14 protein-coding genes and 1 riboswitch are annotated in these 17,175 nt (G+C 68.3%); of the genes, 5 read left to right on the top strand and 9 right to left on the bottom strand.

Translation table 11 applies throughout. The annotated features are described in order from the left end of the window. Positions 1-6: 6 nt before the first annotated feature. Positions 7-1,242 (top strand): cytochrome P450, encoded by a 1,236-nt coding sequence (locus ABZ345_RS03535; protein WP_359842529.1) that lies wholly within the window; start codon positions 7-9, stop codon positions 1,240-1,242. A 145-nt stretch (positions 1,243-1,387) separates the two neighbouring features. Here ABZ345_RS03535 and ABZ345_RS03530 read toward each other — a convergent pair whose 3' ends face one another. The 3 genes from ABZ345_RS03530 to ABZ345_RS03520 form a co-directional block, all read right to left on the bottom strand. After that, positions 1,388-1,756, bottom strand: coding sequence for a hypothetical protein (locus ABZ345_RS03530; RefSeq protein ID WP_359842527.1), 369 nt, complete (start codon positions 1,754-1,756; stop codon positions 1,388-1,390). Positions 1,757-1,811: 55 nt separating this feature from the next. Further along, positions 1,812-4,397 (bottom strand): ATP-dependent chaperone ClpB, encoded by a 2,586-nt coding sequence (gene clpB / locus ABZ345_RS03525; RefSeq protein WP_359842525.1) that lies wholly within the window; start codon positions 4,395-4,397, stop codon positions 1,812-1,814. A 78-nt stretch (positions 4,398-4,475) separates the two neighbouring features. Next, a complete protein-coding gene (locus tag ABZ345_RS03520) occupies positions 4,476-5,834 on the bottom strand; it encodes a chondroitinase-B domain-containing protein (RefSeq protein WP_359842523.1) in 1,359 nt (452 codons plus the stop codon). 61 nt (positions 5,835-5,895) lie between these two features. On the opposite strand from ABZ345_RS03520, the gene ABZ345_RS03515 reads away from it, so the two are divergent. Then, positions 5,896-6,279 (top strand): VOC family protein, encoded by a 384-nt coding sequence (locus ABZ345_RS03515; protein WP_359842521.1) that lies wholly within the window; start codon positions 5,896-5,898, stop codon positions 6,277-6,279. Here the strand turns inward: ABZ345_RS03515 and ABZ345_RS03510 are convergent. Continuing rightward, positions 6,177-7,844, bottom strand: coding sequence for an MDR family MFS transporter (locus ABZ345_RS03510; protein ID WP_359842519.1), 1,668 nt, complete (start codon positions 7,842-7,844; stop codon positions 6,177-6,179). The genes ABZ345_RS03515 and ABZ345_RS03510 overlap by 103 nt on opposite strands. A 181-nt stretch (positions 7,845-8,025) precedes the next feature. After that, positions 8,026-8,625, bottom strand: a complete 600-nt coding sequence (locus ABZ345_RS03505) for a pyridoxamine 5'-phosphate oxidase family protein (RefSeq protein ID WP_359842517.1) — start codon at positions 8,623-8,625, stop codon at positions 8,026-8,028. A gap of 318 nt (positions 8,626-8,943) precedes the next feature. Here ABZ345_RS03505 and ABZ345_RS03500 point away from each other — a divergent pair, with 318 nt between their 5' ends. The 3 genes from ABZ345_RS03500 (at position 8,944) to ABZ345_RS03490 (ending at position 12,353) form a co-directional block, all read left to right on the top strand. After that, positions 8,944-10,047: an FAD-binding oxidoreductase gene (locus ABZ345_RS03500; protein ID WP_359842516.1), complete on the top strand. Its 1,104-nt coding sequence runs from the start codon at positions 8,944-8,946 to the stop codon at positions 10,045-10,047. A 5-nt stretch (positions 10,048-10,052) separates the two neighbouring features. After that, positions 10,053-10,137: riboswitch (ZMP/ZTP riboswitch) on the top strand. 13 nt (positions 10,138-10,150) lie between these two features. Next, complete coding sequence (gene glyA, locus ABZ345_RS03495) at positions 10,151-11,368, top strand: serine hydroxymethyltransferase (RefSeq protein WP_359842514.1); 1,218 nt, start codon at positions 10,151-10,153, stop codon at positions 11,366-11,368. Positions 11,369-11,465: 97 nt separating this feature from the next. Beyond that, complete coding sequence (locus ABZ345_RS03490; protein WP_359842512.1) at positions 11,466-12,353, top strand: SDR family oxidoreductase; 888 nt, start codon at positions 11,466-11,468, stop codon at positions 12,351-12,353. A 437-nt stretch (positions 12,354-12,790) separates the two neighbouring features. On the opposite strand, the gene ABZ345_RS03485 is transcribed toward ABZ345_RS03490, so the two are convergent. Genes ABZ345_RS03485 through dnaK form a run of 4 tightly spaced genes read right to left on the bottom strand, consistent with a single transcriptional unit; the run spans position 12,791 to position 16,902 of the window. Then, positions 12,791-13,219: a helix-turn-helix transcriptional regulator gene (locus tag ABZ345_RS03485; RefSeq protein WP_245847813.1), complete on the bottom strand. Its 429-nt coding sequence runs from the start codon at positions 13,217-13,219 to the stop codon at positions 12,791-12,793. Positions 13,220-13,224: 5 nt separating this feature from the next. Beyond that, the gene (gene dnaJ / locus ABZ345_RS03480) at positions 13,225-14,388 is read right to left on the bottom strand and encodes a molecular chaperone DnaJ (protein WP_359842510.1); all 1,164 of its coding nucleotides are present in this window, start codon (positions 14,386-14,388) and stop codon (positions 13,225-13,227) included. Between the two features lie 19 nt (positions 14,389-14,407). Then, a complete protein-coding gene (gene grpE, locus ABZ345_RS03475; protein WP_359842508.1) occupies positions 14,408-15,040 on the bottom strand; it encodes a nucleotide exchange factor GrpE in 633 nt (210 codons plus the stop codon). After that, complete coding sequence (gene dnaK, locus ABZ345_RS03470) at positions 15,037-16,902, bottom strand: molecular chaperone DnaK (RefSeq protein ID WP_359842506.1); 1,866 nt, start codon at positions 16,900-16,902, stop codon at positions 15,037-15,039. Before dnaK ends, grpE begins: the two co-directional genes overlap by 4 nt. Positions 16,903-17,175 lie beyond the last annotated feature (273 nt).

Genomic DNA, 17,175 nt, shown 5'->3' with positions numbered 1-17,175 from the left:
CAGCCCGTGGAACGAAGATCACTTCCGCGCGTCGTGAACTGGGCGTGCCGTTTCGACGTGCTTCAGGGCATGTCCGCCACGTTCCCGTTCACCCTGAACCCCCACCTCGACGAAGACCCCGAACCGCAGCGGCTGCTGGAGGAGGGCCACAAGGTCGTGGCCGCGACCATGGGCCCGATGGAACTGCACCTGGCGCTGTCGTACCAGGCGGTGCGCCAGGTACTGACCGATCCGCGGTTCTCCAGAGCCGAGGCCGTCCGTCCCGGCGGCGCGATCACGATGACCAGGTCGGCGGCCAACCCGCTGGTGCTGACCAGCATGGACCCGCCCAAGCACACCAGGACGCGCAAGCTGGTGGCCAGCGCCTTCAGCCCGCGCATGATCGACGCGCTGGAGCCGGAGGTGCAGCGGATCGTCGACGACCTGCTCGACTCCTTCGCACCACCGGTCGACCTCGTGCCGCTCTACAACGAAACCATTCCGATCATGGTGATCTGCGCGTTGCTCGGCGTGCCCTACGCCGACCGCGACCAGATCCGCGTCTGGTCCGCCGACCTGATGTCGCAGACGATCTCGCCGGAAGGCACGCGGGCCGCCGAACAGGCCGTGCAGGGCTACATGAAGACCATCGCCGAGAAGAAGCGCGTGGAGCCGGACGACGCGCTGATCTCGGCACTGGTGCGCGTGCACGACGAGGACGGCGACTCGCTGTCCGAGCCGGAGCTGCTGGCGAACCTGCAGATGCTGCTCGTCGCGGGCCACGAGACGACGGTGAACCAACTCGGCAACTCGATCGTCACCCTGCTCCGCCACCCCGAGCAGCTGGCGTTGCTGCTGGAGCAGCCGTCGTTGATCGGACAGGCGGTGGACGAACTGCTGCGCTACACCCGGCTCTTCGCGGGCACGCTGCCGCGCGTGACCACCGAGGAGGTAGAGCTGGACGGCGTGCTCGTGCCCGCCGGCGCCGCGGTCGTCCCGATGATCTCGGCGGCGAACCGCGACCCGTCGGTGTTCCCGAACCCGCACACGTTCGACATCACCCGCAGCGGGGCGGCGGCACAGCTCGGACTCGCCCACGGACCGCACTACTGCCTGGGCGCGCAGCTCGCGAAGATGGAGCTGCGGGTGGCGTTGCTGTCGTTGTTCACCCGGTTCCCCGGGCTGCGGCTGGAGTCCGATGAGCTGACCTACCGACAGGGCCGCGGCTCCCGCGTGCTCGAATCGCTCGCCGTCACCTGGTGATCAGGCGTACGGCACCACACGGAACTGCGGGTGGCGCCGCGGTCCCTGTCCACCCGAACCCAGGCCGCAGCTGGAGTCCGACGAACTGACCTATCGGCAGGGCCGCGGCTCTCGCGTACTCGAATCGCTCGTCGTCACCTGGTGATCAGGCGTACGGCACCACGATGACCTGGTCCGCGTCCTCGTACACGACGCGGCCAGGATCGTCGGACTCCACACGGCACCACTTCACACCGTGCGCGTCGAGGATCGCCAGATAGCCGGGCAGGCGCTCCATCAGGTGCGTCGCCTCGGGCTTGAACCACGCGTGGGCACCGGGATTGACCTCGCGGTCGTAGACAGTCGCATCGACCGTCGACGGATCGGTGTAGGCCGCGTCGTACCAGGCGTTGTTGGTGCTCACGAACGCTTCTTGTGCGTCGGTGAGCTCACCGCGCCGACGCAAGCCGTTCGCCAGCCCGAAGATGCCGGTGAAGTGCCCGCGAGCGTTGGGCTCGACCGCCTGGTACCTCACATAGTGAAAATCCCCCACAGCGGCCAACTTACCTGCCGCTGTGGGGGATTCGGACTCAGACCTCGCGGCCCACGATCAGGCCCGAGTTGTCGTCCAGCACGTCGACCCGAACCGTGTCACCGTCCCGAACCTCGCCGGCCAGCAACTCCTTCGCCAGCTGGTCACCGATCGCCGACTGCACCAGCCGCCGCAACGGCCGCGCTCCGTACACCGGGTCGAAACCGTTGAGCGCCAACCAGTCGCGAGCCGAAGCGGTGACGTCCAAGGACAACCGCCGAGCCGCCAGCCGGTCCGCCAGCCGAGCGATCTGGATGTCCACAATGGACGTCAGTTCCTCGGTCGCCAGCGCGTGGAACACCACGACGTCGTCGAGCCGGTTCAGGAACTCCGGCTTGAAGTGCCGTTGCACCACCGACATCACGGCGTCCTTGCGCTCCACCTCGGTGAGCGACGGGTTGGCGATGACCTGGGAGCCCAGGTTCGAGGTCAGCACCAGGATCGTGTTGCGGAAGTCCACGGTCCGGCCCTGGCCGTCGGTCAGGCGACCGTCGTCCAGCACCTGCAGCAGCACGTCGAACACGTCCGGGTGCGCCTTCTCGACCTCGTCCAGCAGCACCACGGAGTACGGGCGGCGGCGCACCGACTCGGTCAGCTGGCCGCCCTGGTCGTAGCCGACGTAGCCGGGAGGCGCACCGACCAGGCGGGCCACCGAGTGCTTCTCGGAGTACTCGCTCATGTCGATGCGGATCATCGCCCGCTCGTCGTCGAACAGGAACGCCGCCAGCGCCTTCGCCAGCTCGGTCTTGCCGACGCCGGTGGGGCCGAGGAACAGGAACGAACCGGTCGGGCGGTCCGGGTCGGCCACGCCGGCACGGGTGCGGCGCACGGCATCGGACACAACGCGAACAGCCTCGGCCTGGCCGACGACCCGGCGGGCGAGCTCGTCCTCCATCCGCAGCAGCTTCGCGGTCTCACCCTCCAGCAGACGGCCGGCCGGAATGCCGGTCCACGCCGAGACGACGTCGGCCACGTCGTCCGGGCCGACCTCCTCCTTCAGCATCGCGGCTGAGTCCTGTGTGGACTCGGCCGCCACCGAGAGTTCCTTCTCCAGCGCGGGAATCCGGCCGTAACGCAGCTCGGCCGCACGACCGAGGTCGCCGTCGCGCTCGGCACGTTCCGACTCGCCGCGCAACGACTCCAGCTGCTCCTTCAACGAACGCACGCGGTCGATGGAGCCCTTCTCGTTCTGCCACCGGGCGGTCAGGGCGGCCAAGGTCTCGCGCTTCTCGGCCAGTTCGGCGCGCAGGGCCGACAGCCGTTCCAGCGAAGCCGCGTCGGACTCCTTGGACAGCGCCATTTCCTCGATCTCGAGACGCCGGACCGCACGTTCCACCGTGTCGATCTCGACCGGGCGTGAGTCGATCTCCATGCGCAGCCGGGACGCGGCCTCGTCGACCAGGTCGATCGCCTTGTCCGGCAGGAAGCGCGCGGTGATGTAGCGGTCCGACAACGTGGCCGCGGCGACGAGGGCAGCGTCCGTGATGCGCACACCGTGGTGCACCTCGTAGCGCTCCTTCAGGCCGCGCAGGATGCCGACGGTGTCCTCCACCGACGGCTCGCCGACCAGAACCTGCTGGAAGCGGCGTTCCAGGGCGGCGTCCTTCTCGATGTGCTCGCGGTACTCGTCCAGGGTCGTGGCACCGACCATCCGGAGCTCACCGCGGGCCAGCATCGGCTTGATCATGTTGCCGGCGTCCATGGCCGACTCGCCGGTCGCGCCGGCGCCGACGATCGTGTGCAGCTCGTCGATGAACGTGATGACCTGGCCTGCCGAGTCGGTGATCTCCTTCAGAACGGCCTTGAGCCGCTCCTCGAACTCACCGCGGTACTTGGCGCCCGCGACCATCGAGCCCAGGTCCAGGGACACGACCCGCTTGCCGCGCAACGACTCCGGCACGTCACCGGCCACGACGCGCTGCGCCAGGCCCTCGACGATCGCCGTCTTGCCGACGCCGGGTTCGCCGATCAGCACCGGGTTGTTCTTGGTGCGGCGGGACAGCACCTGCACGACCCGGCGGATCTCGGAGTCACGGCCGATCACCGGGTCGAGCTCGCCCTTGCGGGCGCGTTCGGTCAGGTCGACGCCGTACTTCTCCAGCGCCTTGTAGGTGCCCTCGGGATCGGGCGACGTCACGCGCGCCGAGCCGCGGACCTTCTCGAAGGCCTCGCGCAGCGCGTCCGGCGTCGCGCCGTGGCGACGCAGCAGGTCGGCCACCTGGCCGCCGTGCTGCGCGAGCCCGACGAGCAGGTGCTCGGTGGACACGTACTCGTCACCCATCTCGGTGGCGAGCTCCTGTGCCCTGCCGAGCACCCGCACGGCGTCGCGCGAGAACTGCGGTGCGGAGACCGTCGAGCCTGACGCGCTGGGCAGGGAGCGGGAGACCTGCTCCAGCTCCTTGCGCACCAGCGTCGGGTCGGCGCCCACCGCCGAGAGCAACGGCGCGGTCAACCCGTCCGTCTGGGCCAGCAGCGCGCTGAGCAGGTGCGCCGAACTCACGTCCGGGTTGCCGTTGAGGGTCGCTGCCTGCACAGCCGCGGAAACAGCCTGCTGAGTCTTCGTCGTCGGGTTGAAAGCGTCCATTCCTCCACCTCGTGGTCAGCCTCCAGCATGGACCATCATCCCGCACAACGTCAGAAAAGTTGAGCGTGTTCCGCTCAACTATGAGAACGGGCCCACATCACTCACGGTCAACGGCTTGCGCACGGGCCGTGACCCGTTCGACGCCTCCACAGCCCCAACGTCCGGCGGGGACAGGCGGTTGCGTCCGAGGACGTCGAACTTGCCGTACCCGCGCACGCCGGCCCTCAAAGCAGCCCGCGTCGGTTCCAGCAACCCGTGCGAACCCCTCACCAGCACCGGGTCCGCCAGCAGGAAGCCCGGCCCGGAGATGCCCGGCTGCGGTGACCACACGAGGTTGCCACCGTAGACAGGCGTCGTGACAGTGGCCGCGTTGCCGACACCGAGGCCGCCCACCGCGCTGACCAGGTTGTTCGCGAAGGTCAGATCGGATGGCGGCTTCACCCCGCCGCCGAAGTCGATCCCGCGGCCGGCGGAAGCGATGAACGAGTTGCCCGTGACGACCGCGTTGCGCACCTGCGCGTGCCCGGTGAACGGACCCGACGGCGGCACGCCAGGAGGCGGGTTACCGGGCTTCTCGTCGCCCGCGAACAGCAGGAACGCGTCCTCGAGCGTCTCGACGTAGTTGTCGGTGATGACGTGGTCGTCCTCGCTCAACCGGATGCCGTGCGCGGCCTTGAGCCCGTCGGCGAACACGAAGTTGCCGTGGATGACGTTGGCCTGCCCGGCCCGGATGTTGATCTCGCCCGCGGATTCGCGGACCGTGTTGTAGCGGAAGGTGTTCGCCGAGCTCTTCAGCGACAGGACCTCGGCGTCGCCGGACAGCCTGACCAGCAGGTTGTACTCGAACACCGTGTGCGCGTGGAAGTAGTCGCCGGGCGGACCGAAGCCGCCGACGCGCAGCGCCTCGCCGCCCTGGATGCCGTAGGCGAGGTCGTGCAGGTAGTTGTGGTCGACGAGGGTGTTCGTCGGCGTGAACGGGTTCTTGCCGATCTGGATCATGTGCCCGAGCTGCGCCTTCGGGCCCATCTCGTTGTGGTCGACCCTGTTGCGGTCCCCCTTCTGCCCGTGGACCTGCACGAACTCCGCGGCAGACGAACGGAACAGGCTGCGGGTGATCCGCGAGCCGGCCGTGTTGTCGAGCCGGAAGTTCGCGCTGCCGGTGAACGTGAAGCCTTCGACGGTGACGCCCGAACCCGTGACGATCACGGTCCCGGAGGCGAACCCGGCGCCCAAACGCTTGCGCGCCTTCAGGTGCACCCGGTCCGCAACGACCGTGACCGGCGCATACGTGCCGTCTTCGACGACAACGCACGCGCCGGGTTTCGTGATCGCCTCGGCCAGCGCCGCATCGGTGGCCGCCGCTGTGCACGGCGCCGCCGACGCGACTCCCGGTACGAGCAGGCCTGCGACTAGGAGGGCTGGTGACAACAGCCTCATGAACGCGCCCTTTCCCGAAATTCGGGCGGCGGTTCCACCAGGCTAGGCGAAGATCAGCCCCATGACCTCAATCGTCCACAACGTCACCGTTGACGCTCGTGACTCGTACGCCCTCGCGTCGTGGTGGGGCCAGGTCCTCGACCTGCCGCTGCACCCCGACGACAACCCCGGCGACCCGGAGTGCATGGTCCAGCTCCCCGGCGGCATCAACTACCTCTTCATCAACGTCCCGAACGACAAGGAGCTGAAGAACCGCCTGCACATCGACCTGCAACCGACCGACGGCACCCGCGACGAGGAGGTCGAGCGTCTCGTCGGCATCGGCGCGACGCTCTTCGAGGATCACCGCAGGCCGGACGGCACCGGCTGGGTCACCCTGCGCGACCCCGAGGGCAACGAGTTCTGCGTGGAACGCAGCGCAGCCGAACGCGCCGCGGCCTCCTGATCACCGTCACTCGTTCGTACCAACAGCTTGTCCACAGTGGGGGTCGAGTTATCCACAATCCGCTGTTCAGTATCCACAGGTGAATCAAGCTCAGTGGCGACCGTCTGTGCACCAGAAGCCGTTGGAGTGACATCCACGGAGTCCCGCAGCGGCTGCTCCTTGATCAACAGCACCGCGATCACCGTGAAGACCGCGAGACCGGCGGCGATCAGGAACAGCTCGCCCATCGCATCGCCGTAGGAGTCCCGCACGACTGGGGAGAGGGAACCGCGGTCGAGCGTCTTCGTGCTCACGTGAGCGGCGAGCACCGCACCCAGCACCGAGACGCCGGCCGTCCCTCCCAGCGACCGCAGGAACGTGGCCGTGGAACTGGCCGCACCCAGGTCCGCCATACCCACGCCGTTCTGGACGGCGAGCACGAGGTTCTGCATGGTCAGCCCCACACCGACACCCACGAGCAGCAGGTACGCGCCCATCAGCGTCAGGTTCGTGCTGTGGTCGATCGTGCCGAGCAACGCAAGGCCGATGACCAGCGAGAACGCGCCCCAGACCAGGTAGCTCTTCCACTTGCCGCTCTTGGCGATGAGCTGCCCGCTGACCGTGGACGAGATGCTCAGCCCCAGCACCAGCGGCACCGTGAGCAGCCCTGCCTTCGTGGGCGAGAACCCGCGCGCGATCTGGAAGTACTGCCCCATGAACACCGACGCGCCGAACATCGCCGTGCCGACCGCGATGCCCCCGAGCATCGCCAGCAGGACCGTGCGGTTCTTGAACAGGTGCAGCGGGATGACCGGGGAGGACGCCCTGCGCTCGACGAAGTAGGCGGTGAGGATCGCGAGGGCGGCACCACCGGCGAACAGCGCGCTCTCCTTCGAGAACCAGGCGAAGTCCTTGCCGGCGAACGACACCCACATCAGCACGAGGCTCACGCCACCGGTGATGAGCGTCGCGCCCAGGTAGTCGATCTTCACGTGCTGCTTCTTGGTGGGCAGGTGCAGCGTCTTGTGCAGCACGGCCAGCGCCACGAGCGCCAGCGGCACGCAGACGAAGAAGCACCAGCGCCAGCCGGGCCAGTCGACGAGGAAGCCGCCGACCAGCGGACCGCCGACCGTGCCGGCGGAGATCACCATGCCGGTGTAACCGCTGTAACGGCCACGTTCACGCGGGCTGAGCAGCGCACCGACCACGACCTGGCCGAGCGCCTGCACGCCACCCATGCCCAGACCCTGCAGGACGCGGAACGCGATGAGCTGCTCCATGTTCTGGCTCAGCCCGGACAGGACCGAGCCGACCACGAACACCACGATGGCCGTCTGCAGGAGCATCTTCTTGTCGAACAGGTCGGAGAGCTTGCCCCACAGCGGCGTGCTGGCCGTGGACGCGAGCAGCATCGACGTGATGACCCAGGTGTACTGGGTCTGGGTGCCCTTGAGCTCGGCCAGGATCGTCGGGAGTGCGTTCGAGACGATGGTGGAGCTGAGGATCGCGACCAGCAGCGCTACCCAGATGCCGGACAGCGCTTCGAGGATCTCCCGATGCGAGTTGGGCCGATTCAGAACGGACACCTCCAATAGTTAGTTGATGCCATACAACTATATCGGGAGGTAGTTAGCTAGGCCAACTGATTCGAGTGGCTGCTGAGTCACATCCGAGGGTCGCGTCAGGCACTAGAGCGCGCGCCGCGCACGAAGAGAGGGGCCGCCAGGCACGGTCGCCTGACAGCCCCTCCTGAAGCAACGACGCAGGTCAGTCGGCGGTCTTGCCCGCCTTGGCCCCGAAGTAGTCGCCGCCCTTGCGCTTCACGTCATCCGTGCCCCAGTCGCGCACGCGGTCGACCGGGACCATCCGCGGGATGTGCTTGCGGCAGTGGATGTAGGCCTCCTGCACCTCGACCACCACCCACCGCCCCACCTTCCTGTCCTCGGTGTCGTACTCCTCCCGAGGGGCGATCCGGGCGCGGCCGTTCACGTGCAGCCCGATCAGGTCGTCGGCGAAGTCCACCATCAGGATCCCGACGTGCGGGTTCTCCATGATGTTGCCCAGGGACGCCATCACGCCGTTGCCGCGGTACTCGGGATACGCGACGGTCCGGGAGTCGATCACCTGGATGAACCCCGCCGGCCCGGCCCGCAGGGTCGAGTCGCACTCCCCGTCGGCATCAGCGGTCGAGATGAAGGCCATCTCCATCCGGGCGACGAACTCGGCCATCGCGGGGTTCAGGTGATCCAGGACCTGTTCGTCGTAGAAGCGTGTGGCGCGGTCCTGTGTCTCCAGGGCACATTGGAGGAAGTGCTCACCGCGTGAGCCGGGACGCTCGACACGGTCGGGAGAGGTGGTTTCAGTCAACTCAGGCAGGGACACCCGCCACACGGTTCCACGCAAGCACGCAACTCGGTACAGACGGATGCTCACATTCACACTGTTGCGCTAACAACTAGTTGCGTAGGGTAATCAGGCTTCGCTCGAAGGTGGCATCAAGGAACCAAACCCACCGATCAGGGGTTACTGTCCACCCTGTCGGGGGACGGATGCTTGACGAGGACGACAGCGCCTTGCTGGCGCCAATGAGAACGTGGAGACTGCGCGCGGACCATGACTGCGAACGCTGTGCTGAGCCCCATCCCTACCCCGCCCCACCGAGAACCTCCGCCTGGTGTCACCGCGATGGTGCGGATGATCCGGGAGAGCTTCGCGGTGGTGGAGCCGCACGCCGAAGAAGTGGCGAAGTTCTTCTACGGCATGCTCTTCTCGCTCTCGCCTGCCACACGCGAGATGTTCCCCGCGAACATGGAGGTGCAGCGCAGCCGCCTGCTGCGCGCCCTCGTGCACGTGGTTCAGATGGTCGACCGCCCGGACGACCTCATCCCCTTCCTCCGCCAACTGGGTCGTGACCACCGCAAGTTCGGTGTCATCAACGTCCACTACGAGGCTGTCGGCACGGCGCTGCTGTCCGCGGTGAAGAAGTTCGCGGGCGCTGCCTGGACGCCGAAGGTCGAGATGGCGTGGGCCGAGGCCTACACGTTGATGGCGCGGGCCATGCAGGAGGCCGCCGACGCCGACAACGGCCCCGCCTACTGGCACGCCACGGTGCTGGAGCACCAGCGCGTCTCGTGGGACCTGGCCGTCGTGCGGCTGCAGCCCGACCACCCGGTCAGCTACAAGGCCGGGCAGTACGTCAGCGTGGAGACCCCGCAGCGCAAGCGCCTGTGGCGGTACTACTCGCCGGCGAACGCCCCGCGCGAGGACGGCGTCATCGAGTTCCACATCCGGTCCGTCGACGGCGGCTGGGTGTCACGCTCGGTCGTCGGCCACACGCAGGCCGGTGACACGTGGCGCATCGGACCGCCCATGGGACGTCTCTCGGTCGACCGCACGGCCGGTTCGGACATCCTGATGGTCGCCGGCGGCACGGGTGTCGCGCCGATGCACGCGATCATCGACGAGATGGCGCAGTTCGGCGAGAACCCCCGCGTGCACCTGTTCTACGGCGGCCGCACCCGCGAGGACCTCTACGACCTGGACAACCTCCAGCGCATCGCCACGACGAACCCGTGGCTCACGGTCGTGCCGGTCCTCGAGTCCGACCCCGGCGTCCGAGGTGTCGAGCAGGGCAGCCTCGCCGACGTGGTCACCCGCTACGGCGCGTGGGAAGAGCGCGACGTCCTGGTCTGCGGCAGCCCGGCCATGATCAGGTCCACCGTCTCCCGCATGCTGGTCGCGGGAACACCGCTCGACCGGATCAAGTACGACCCGTTCACGCTGGACTAAGCTCGGCACGTCTTCGCAACTGGCGTGCCGAGGGTGGAACTGACCACCGGGAAGCGACGGCCGCGAGCACCGAACGCCTGGGTGCCCGGCACGGAGATGCGCCGTGCTCTCGAACGTCGACCCGCAGATCGCCACCCTCATCCAGGCCGAAGCGACGCGCCAGTCCCGCAAGCTGCGCATGATCGCCTCGGAGAACGACGTCTCAGCCGCCGTGCTCGAAGCAACAGGCTCGGTGCTGACCAACAAGTACTCCGAGGGCTACCCCGGCAAGCGCTACTACGAGGGCCAGCAGGTCATCGACCAGGTGGAACAACTGGCGATCGACCGCGCCCGAGCCCTCTTCGGCGTGGACCACGCCAACGTCCAGCCCCTCTCCGGCGCGCCTGCCAACCTGGCCGTCTACCTCGCTTTCCTGACGCCGGGCGACACGGTCATGGGCATGTCGCTGCCCATGGGCGGCCACCTGACGCACGGCTGGAACGTGTCCGCCACCGGCAAGTGGTTCAACGCCGTCCAGTACGAGGTCCGCAAGGACACCGGCGTCGTCGACATGGACGAGGTCCGCGCCCTGGCCCTGGCCCAACGCCCGCGCGTGATCTTCTGCGGCGGCACGGCGATCCCGCGCACCATCGACTTCCCGGCCTTCGCCTCGATCGCCCGGGAGATCGACGCGGTGCTCGTCGCCGACATCGCGCACATCGCCGGCTTGGTCGCGGGCGGTGCCCACCCGTCCCCGGTCGGACACGCACCGGTGATCACGACGACCACGCACAAGACGTTGCGCGGCCCACGTGGCGCGATGATCCTCTGCGACGCCGAACACGCGAAGGCGATCGACCGCGCGGTGTTCCCCGGCCTGCAGGGCGGTCCCCACGACCACACCACCGCCGCGATCGCCGTGGCGTTGCACGAAGCGTCGCAGCCCGAGTTCCGCGAGTACGCGCACACGGTCGTCGCGAACGCTCGCGCACTGGCCGACGCGCTGCTGGAACGCGGCTTCGACCTGGTCTCCGGCGGCACCGACAACCACCTGGTCCTGGTCGACCTGACCTCGAAGGCGATCGCCGGCAAGCCCGCCGCCCAGGCTCTGGACCGCGCGGGCATCGAACTGAACTACAACGCGGTTCCGTTCGACCCGCGCAAGCCCTTCGACCCGTCCGGCATCCGCCTGGGCACCGCCGGCATCACCACCCGCGGCCTCAAGCCGTCCCAGATGCCGTTGATCGCCGACTGGATCGACCGTGCCATCGCCTCCGCCGGCAACGAGCCCGCGCTGGCCCGCATCGCCGCCGAGGTCGAGAAGCTGCTCGGCACCCTCTAGCAGCACTGACGTAGTCCCGGAAGAAGTGACGAGACTTGGTCTCATCATCCTGCTACGGTTGATGAGACCAAGTCCCATCACTTTTGAAGGAAGTGCCATGAAGGTCTTCGTCACAGGCGCCAGCGGCCACGTCGGTTCGGCATTGGTCCCGGAACTGCTGCGGCACGACCACTCGGTCGTCGGCCTCGCCCGCTCTGACGCGTCCGCAGCGAAGCTCGAAGCCCAGGGAGCCGCCGTCCTGCGCGGCGACCTCGACGACCTGGACGGTCTCCGCAAGGGAGCCGCCGAAGCCGACGCCGTGATCCACTTGGCGTTCAAGCACGAGGAAATGTTCGCGGGCGACTACGCCGCCGCCTCAACCGCCGATCTCGCGGTGGTCCGCACGTTCCTGGACGAGCTGTCCGGCACCGGCAAGCCCCTGATCGGCACCGCCGGCACCCTCTCCTACTCCGGCCTGGGCCGCACGGCCACCGAGGAGGAGCGGGTCCCGGACGACCACAGCCGCGGCACCGCGCGGAACCTGATCATCGACGCCCAGAACGTGCGTGGCGCGGTCGTCGTCCTGCCTCCGACCGTCCACAGTGAACTGGACACGGCGGGCTTCATCCCGCTGCTGGTGCGGATCGCCCGCACCACAGGCGTGTCGGGATACCCCGGCGACGGCACGAACCGCTGGTCCGCGGCACACACGCTCGACGCGGCCCGCCTCTACCGCCTGGCCGTGGAAAAGGCGCCGGCCGGTTCGGTGCTGCACGCGGTGGCAGAGGAAGCGGTGACCTTGAAGGAGATCGCCGAGGTGATCGGGCGGAAGCTGAACGTGCCGGTCCAGAGCGTCCCGGCGGAGCACTTCGGCCCACTCGCGATGATGGTCTCACGGGACGCGCCGACGTCCGGTGCGCGCACGAAGGCGTTGCTGGGCTGGGAAACGACGGAGCCTGGGCTGCTCGCCGACCTGGAGGCCGGGTTCTACTTCGAACAGCGGTGAGGCCGCGGGTTTCCCGCCCGCGGGCGGGTTTCCCGCCCGCGCGACCACTCCGCGAGGAGCTTGCCGGGAGCGTTCTCGCCCGTGCACTCCTCGACAAGGGCCTCGAAGGCACGTGGTGTGTGGCCTCAGGAATGCGCATCGTTCACCTGCCGCTCTGGTCGCCACCTGTCGCCGCCCGCCCCCTTCCGCTTGCGGGGAAGGTGACCATGTTTTCCGGACGTCTATCAGACGGCGTCAGGCGTGAATCGGGACCAGGTTCACCTGTACGGGTGACCACGCCCGCTGGTCTGCTCATCTCGGCCTGAAGTCTCATCTCGGCCTGAAGTCATCTGGCGCAGCTGAACCGTGTGAACAGCGCGACGCCGCGTCCACACGGTGGTCGAAGAAGGAGACCACGCGCGGACGCGGCGTCGCGAAACCTGGTTACAGGCGCTCGATCACTTGCGGGGTTTCGGCTTCCACACCACGAGCGCGGTCTCCTGCCGGATCGGGACCAGGTCCCGCCGGTAGGAGGCGTGCACCGCGGCAGCCGTGGAGTCGGCTGCCGCCAACGCCTGAGCGAGTTCCTGCTGAAGCTCGGCGACCCGCATCCGCAGCGCGTCGACCTGGTTCTCCAGCTCGATGATCCGCTTGATCCCGGCGAGGTTCACGCCCTCTTCCTGGGAAAGGCGCTGAACTTCGCGCAGCAGCACGATGTCCCGCATCGAGTACCGGCGGCCGCCGCCGGAGGTGCGGCCGGGCGAGACCAGACCCATCCGGTCGTAGGACCGCAGGGTCTGGGCGTGCAGGCCCGACAGCTGCGCCGCCACCGAGATCACGAAGAACGGCGTGTCCTCATCGGTCCCCGGAGGGAACGGAAAACCCACCGGACTCACCGCCCTTCGAGAAGTGCGTTCAGATCACCACGCGGGTCGTGGTCGGCCGTCACGTCGGTGTAGGCCTCGAGGGCCTTGCGGGCCTCGGACGACAGGTTGTTGGGCACCGCGACCTCCAGGGTGATCAGGAGATCGCCCGCGGTCCCGTCCCGCTTCGTGATCCCCTTGCCCCGAGCCCGCAGCACTCGCCCGGAGGCGGTTCCGGCAGGCACCTTCAAGGTCACCTTGCCGTCCAGCGTGGGCACCGTCAACGTCGTCCCCAGAGCCAGCTCCGGGAACGTCATCGGCGCGGTCAGCGTCAGGTCGTTGCCCTGGCGGCCGAACACGCTGTGCGGGTTGACGTGCACCCGCACGAAAAGATCGCCGGACGGTCCACCGTTGCGACCGGGTTCACCTTGTCCCGCAAGGCGAATCCGCTGGCCGTCGTCGACACCCGACGGGATCCGCACGGTCAGCGTGCGGGTGCGGGTGCTGACGCCGTCGCCACCGCACTCGGGGCACGGGTCGTCGATGATCCGGCCGGTCCCGCGGCAGTCGCGGCACGGCTCGCTGAACGCGAACGCGCCCTGCGAGCGGGTCACCAAGCCGGAACCCGAACAGGTCGCGCAGGTGTGCGGCGTGGTGCCCGGCTTCGCACCGGAACCACCGCACGTCGTGCAGGCGGCCGGAGACGAGAGGCGCAGCGGCACGGTGGCGCCGCGCACAGCCTCGGTGAAGTCGATGCGGACGTCGGTCTCGACGTCCTCGCCACGACGCGGGCGCGTGGCCGAACCGGCCGTGCCGCCGCCTCCGCGCCGGTTGAACAGGCCGCCGAGCAGGTCGCCCAGGCCGCCGCCACCGGTGCCCTGGGCCGCGCGGCCGAACAGGTCGTTGACGTCGAAGCCGCCACCGCCGCCGAAGCCGCCGGGGAAGCCACCGCCGCCCGCGAACAGGCGACGGGCCTCGTCGTACTGCTTGCGCTTGGCCGGGTCCGACAGCACGCCGTAGGCCTCGGAGACCGACTTGAAGCGGGCCTCGGCCTTGGCGTCGCCGGGGTTGGCGTCGGGGTGCAGCTCGCGGGCGAGCTTGCGGTACGACTTCTTGATCTCGTCCGCCGACGCCTCGGAGGAGACGCCCAGCTCGCGGTAGAAGTCCTTTTCGATCCAGTCCCTAGCACTCACCGGACGTCTCCTCCTCTCGTCAGTTCTCTTCGGCCTGCGGTGCCGGAGCGGCGGCAGGCTCGTGGTCGGTCACCGCGACGAGCGCGGGCCGGACGAGCTTGTCGCCGAACGTGTAGCCGCGGCGCAGGACTGCGGTGACCGTCGGACCGTCGACGTCCGGGGACGTGCTGTGCTGCACGGCCTCGTGCACCGACGGGTCGAACGCTTCACCCTCGTGCGCGAAAGGCTCCAGGCCGGTCTTGGCCAGGGTGGAGACGAGCTTGTCCGCCACGGCCTTGAACGCACCGGTCAGGTCGCCGTGCGCGGCGGCCCTCTCGATGTCGTCCAGGACCGACAGCAGCTCGCCCGCCACCGACGCCTTCGCGTTGTTGATCACTGCCTCGCGGTCGCGTTCCACCCGCTTGCGGTAGTTCGCGTACTCGGCGGTGAGCCGCTGCAGGTCGGCGGTGCGCTCGTCGAGCTGGGTCTTCAGCTCGGCGGCCACCTCGTCCACGATCTCCGCAACGACCGGTTCGTCAGCCGGAGCAGCGCCTTCCTCGGCAGCGTGGGCCTGCACCCGGACCTCACCCGTTTCGGGGTCGGTCCGGGGCAGGTCGTTCACGACTACCTGAGGCTGCTCCTCGTCAGGGGCGGCGTGCCTCGGCTCGGTCACTTCTTCTCGTCCTCGTCCACGATCTCGGCGTCCACGACGTCGTCCTGGCCGGCCTTGGCACCCGCACCGGCGGCACCCGGCGCGTCAGCACCAGGGGCCTCGGCACCGGCGGCACCCGGCGCGTTGGCGTAGATCGACTGGCCGATGGCCTGGGACTCGGTCGCGAGCTTCTCGACCGCCGTCTTGATGGCGTTGATGTCGGTGCCCTTGAGCGCCTCGTTCGCCTCGGCGATCGCGGCGTTGACCTTGTCCTTGATCTCGGCCGGGAGCTTGTCGTCGTTCTCCTTGACGACCTTCTCCGTCTGGTAGACGAGAGTCTCCGCCTGGTTGCGGACCTCGGCCTCCTCGCGGCGGCGCTTGTCCTCCTCGGCGTGAGCCTCGGCGTCCTTGACCATGCGGTCGATGTCGTCCTTCGGCAGCGCGGAGCCACCGGTGATCGTCATCGACTGCTCCTTGCCGGTGCCCAGGTCCTTCGCGAAGACGTGGACGATGCCGTTCGCGTCGATGTCGAAGGTGACCTCGATCTGCGGCACGCCGCGCGGGGCCGGGGGCAGGCCGGTCAGCTCGAACATGCCGAGCTTCTTGTTGTGCGCCGCGATCTCGCGCTCGCCCTGGAAGACCTGGATCTGCACGGACGGCTGGTTGTCGTCCGCGGTCGTGAAGGTCTCGGAGCGCTTCGTCGGGATCGTGGTGTTGCGCTCGATCAGCTTGGTCATGATGCCGCCCTTGGTCTCGATGCCGAGGGACAGCGGGGTGACGTCGAGCAGCAGGACGTCCTTGACCTCGCCCTTGAGGACACCGGCCTGCAGAGCCGCGCCGACGGCGACGACCTCGTCCGGGTTCACGCCCTTGTTGGGCTCGCGGCCGCCGGTCAGCTCCTTGACGAGCTCCGCGACGGCGGGCATGCGGGTCGAGCCACCGACGAGCACGACGTGGTCGATGTCGCCGACGGAGATGCCGGCGTCCTTGATCACGTTGTTGAACGGCGCGCGGGTGCGGTCGAGCAGGTCGGACGTGATGCGCTGGAACTCGGCGCGAGACAGCGTCTCGTCGAGGAACAGCGGGTTCTTGTCACCGTCGACCGTGATGTACGGCAGGTTGATGCTGGCGTTCGAGGAGCTGGACAGCTCGATCTTGGCCTTCTCCGCAGCCTCGCGGATGCGCTGAAGGGCCATCTTGTCCTTGGTCAGGTCGATGCCGTTCGCCTGCTTGAAGCGCTCGACCAGCCAGTCGACGACGCGCTGGTCCCAGTCGTCGCCACCGAGGTGGTTGTCACCGGAGGTCGCGCGGACCTCGACCACACCGTCGCCGAGCTCGAGCAGCGAGACGTCGAACGTGCCGCCACCGAGGTCGAAGACCAGGATGGTCTGCTCCTTCTCGCCCTTGTCGAGGCCGTAGGCCAGAGCGGCCGACGTCGGCTCGTTGACGATGCGGAGCACGTTGAGACCCGCGATCTGGCCGGCCTCCTTGGTGGCCTGGCGCTGCGCGTCCTCGAAGTAGGCGGGGACGGTGATCACGGCGTCCGTGATCTCCTCGCCCAGGTACGCCTCGGCGTCGCGCTTGAGCTTCATCAGCACACGCGCGCTGATCTCCTGCGAGGTGTACTGCTTGCCGTCGATCTCATCGGTCTTCCAGTTGGTGCCGATGTGCCGCTTCACCGAGCGGATGGTGCGGTCGACGTTCGTGACGGCCTGGTTCTTCGCGGGCTGACCCACGAGGACCTCGCCGTTCTTCGCGAACGCGACGATGGACGGGGTCGTCCTCGAGCCCTCCGAGTTGGCGATGACCGTCGGCTCACCGCCTTCGAGGACGGCGACGACGGAGTTGGTCGTCCCGAGGTCGATGCCGACTGCACGCGCCATTGGAGTTCCTTCCGCTAGTTCTTGTTGAGCGTTGCTGACTCAAGTTTGCCATCTGCTCAACCTTGAGCCTACCCGACTCAAGCTTTCTGACTGGACCAACGGCCGAGAAGGTCTGGGTGTTCCCTCACAACGCGCCGAAGACCACCCCTTGTGGAGTGGCCCTCGACACATTCCCGTTCGAAGCAGATCTGCAGTCGGGCCCCTTCAGACGCAGGCCTCCAGACCGCGGCGAAGACACCGAGGAAGCGTGAAGGCCGCCGACGAGCGGCGGCC

This window comes from Lentzea sp. NPDC005914 (genome assembly GCF_040629405.1).
Classification (GTDB): domain Bacteria; phylum Actinomycetota; class Actinomycetes; order Mycobacteriales; family Pseudonocardiaceae; genus Lentzea.
This window is presented reverse-complemented; position numbering and strand designations above follow the sequence as displayed.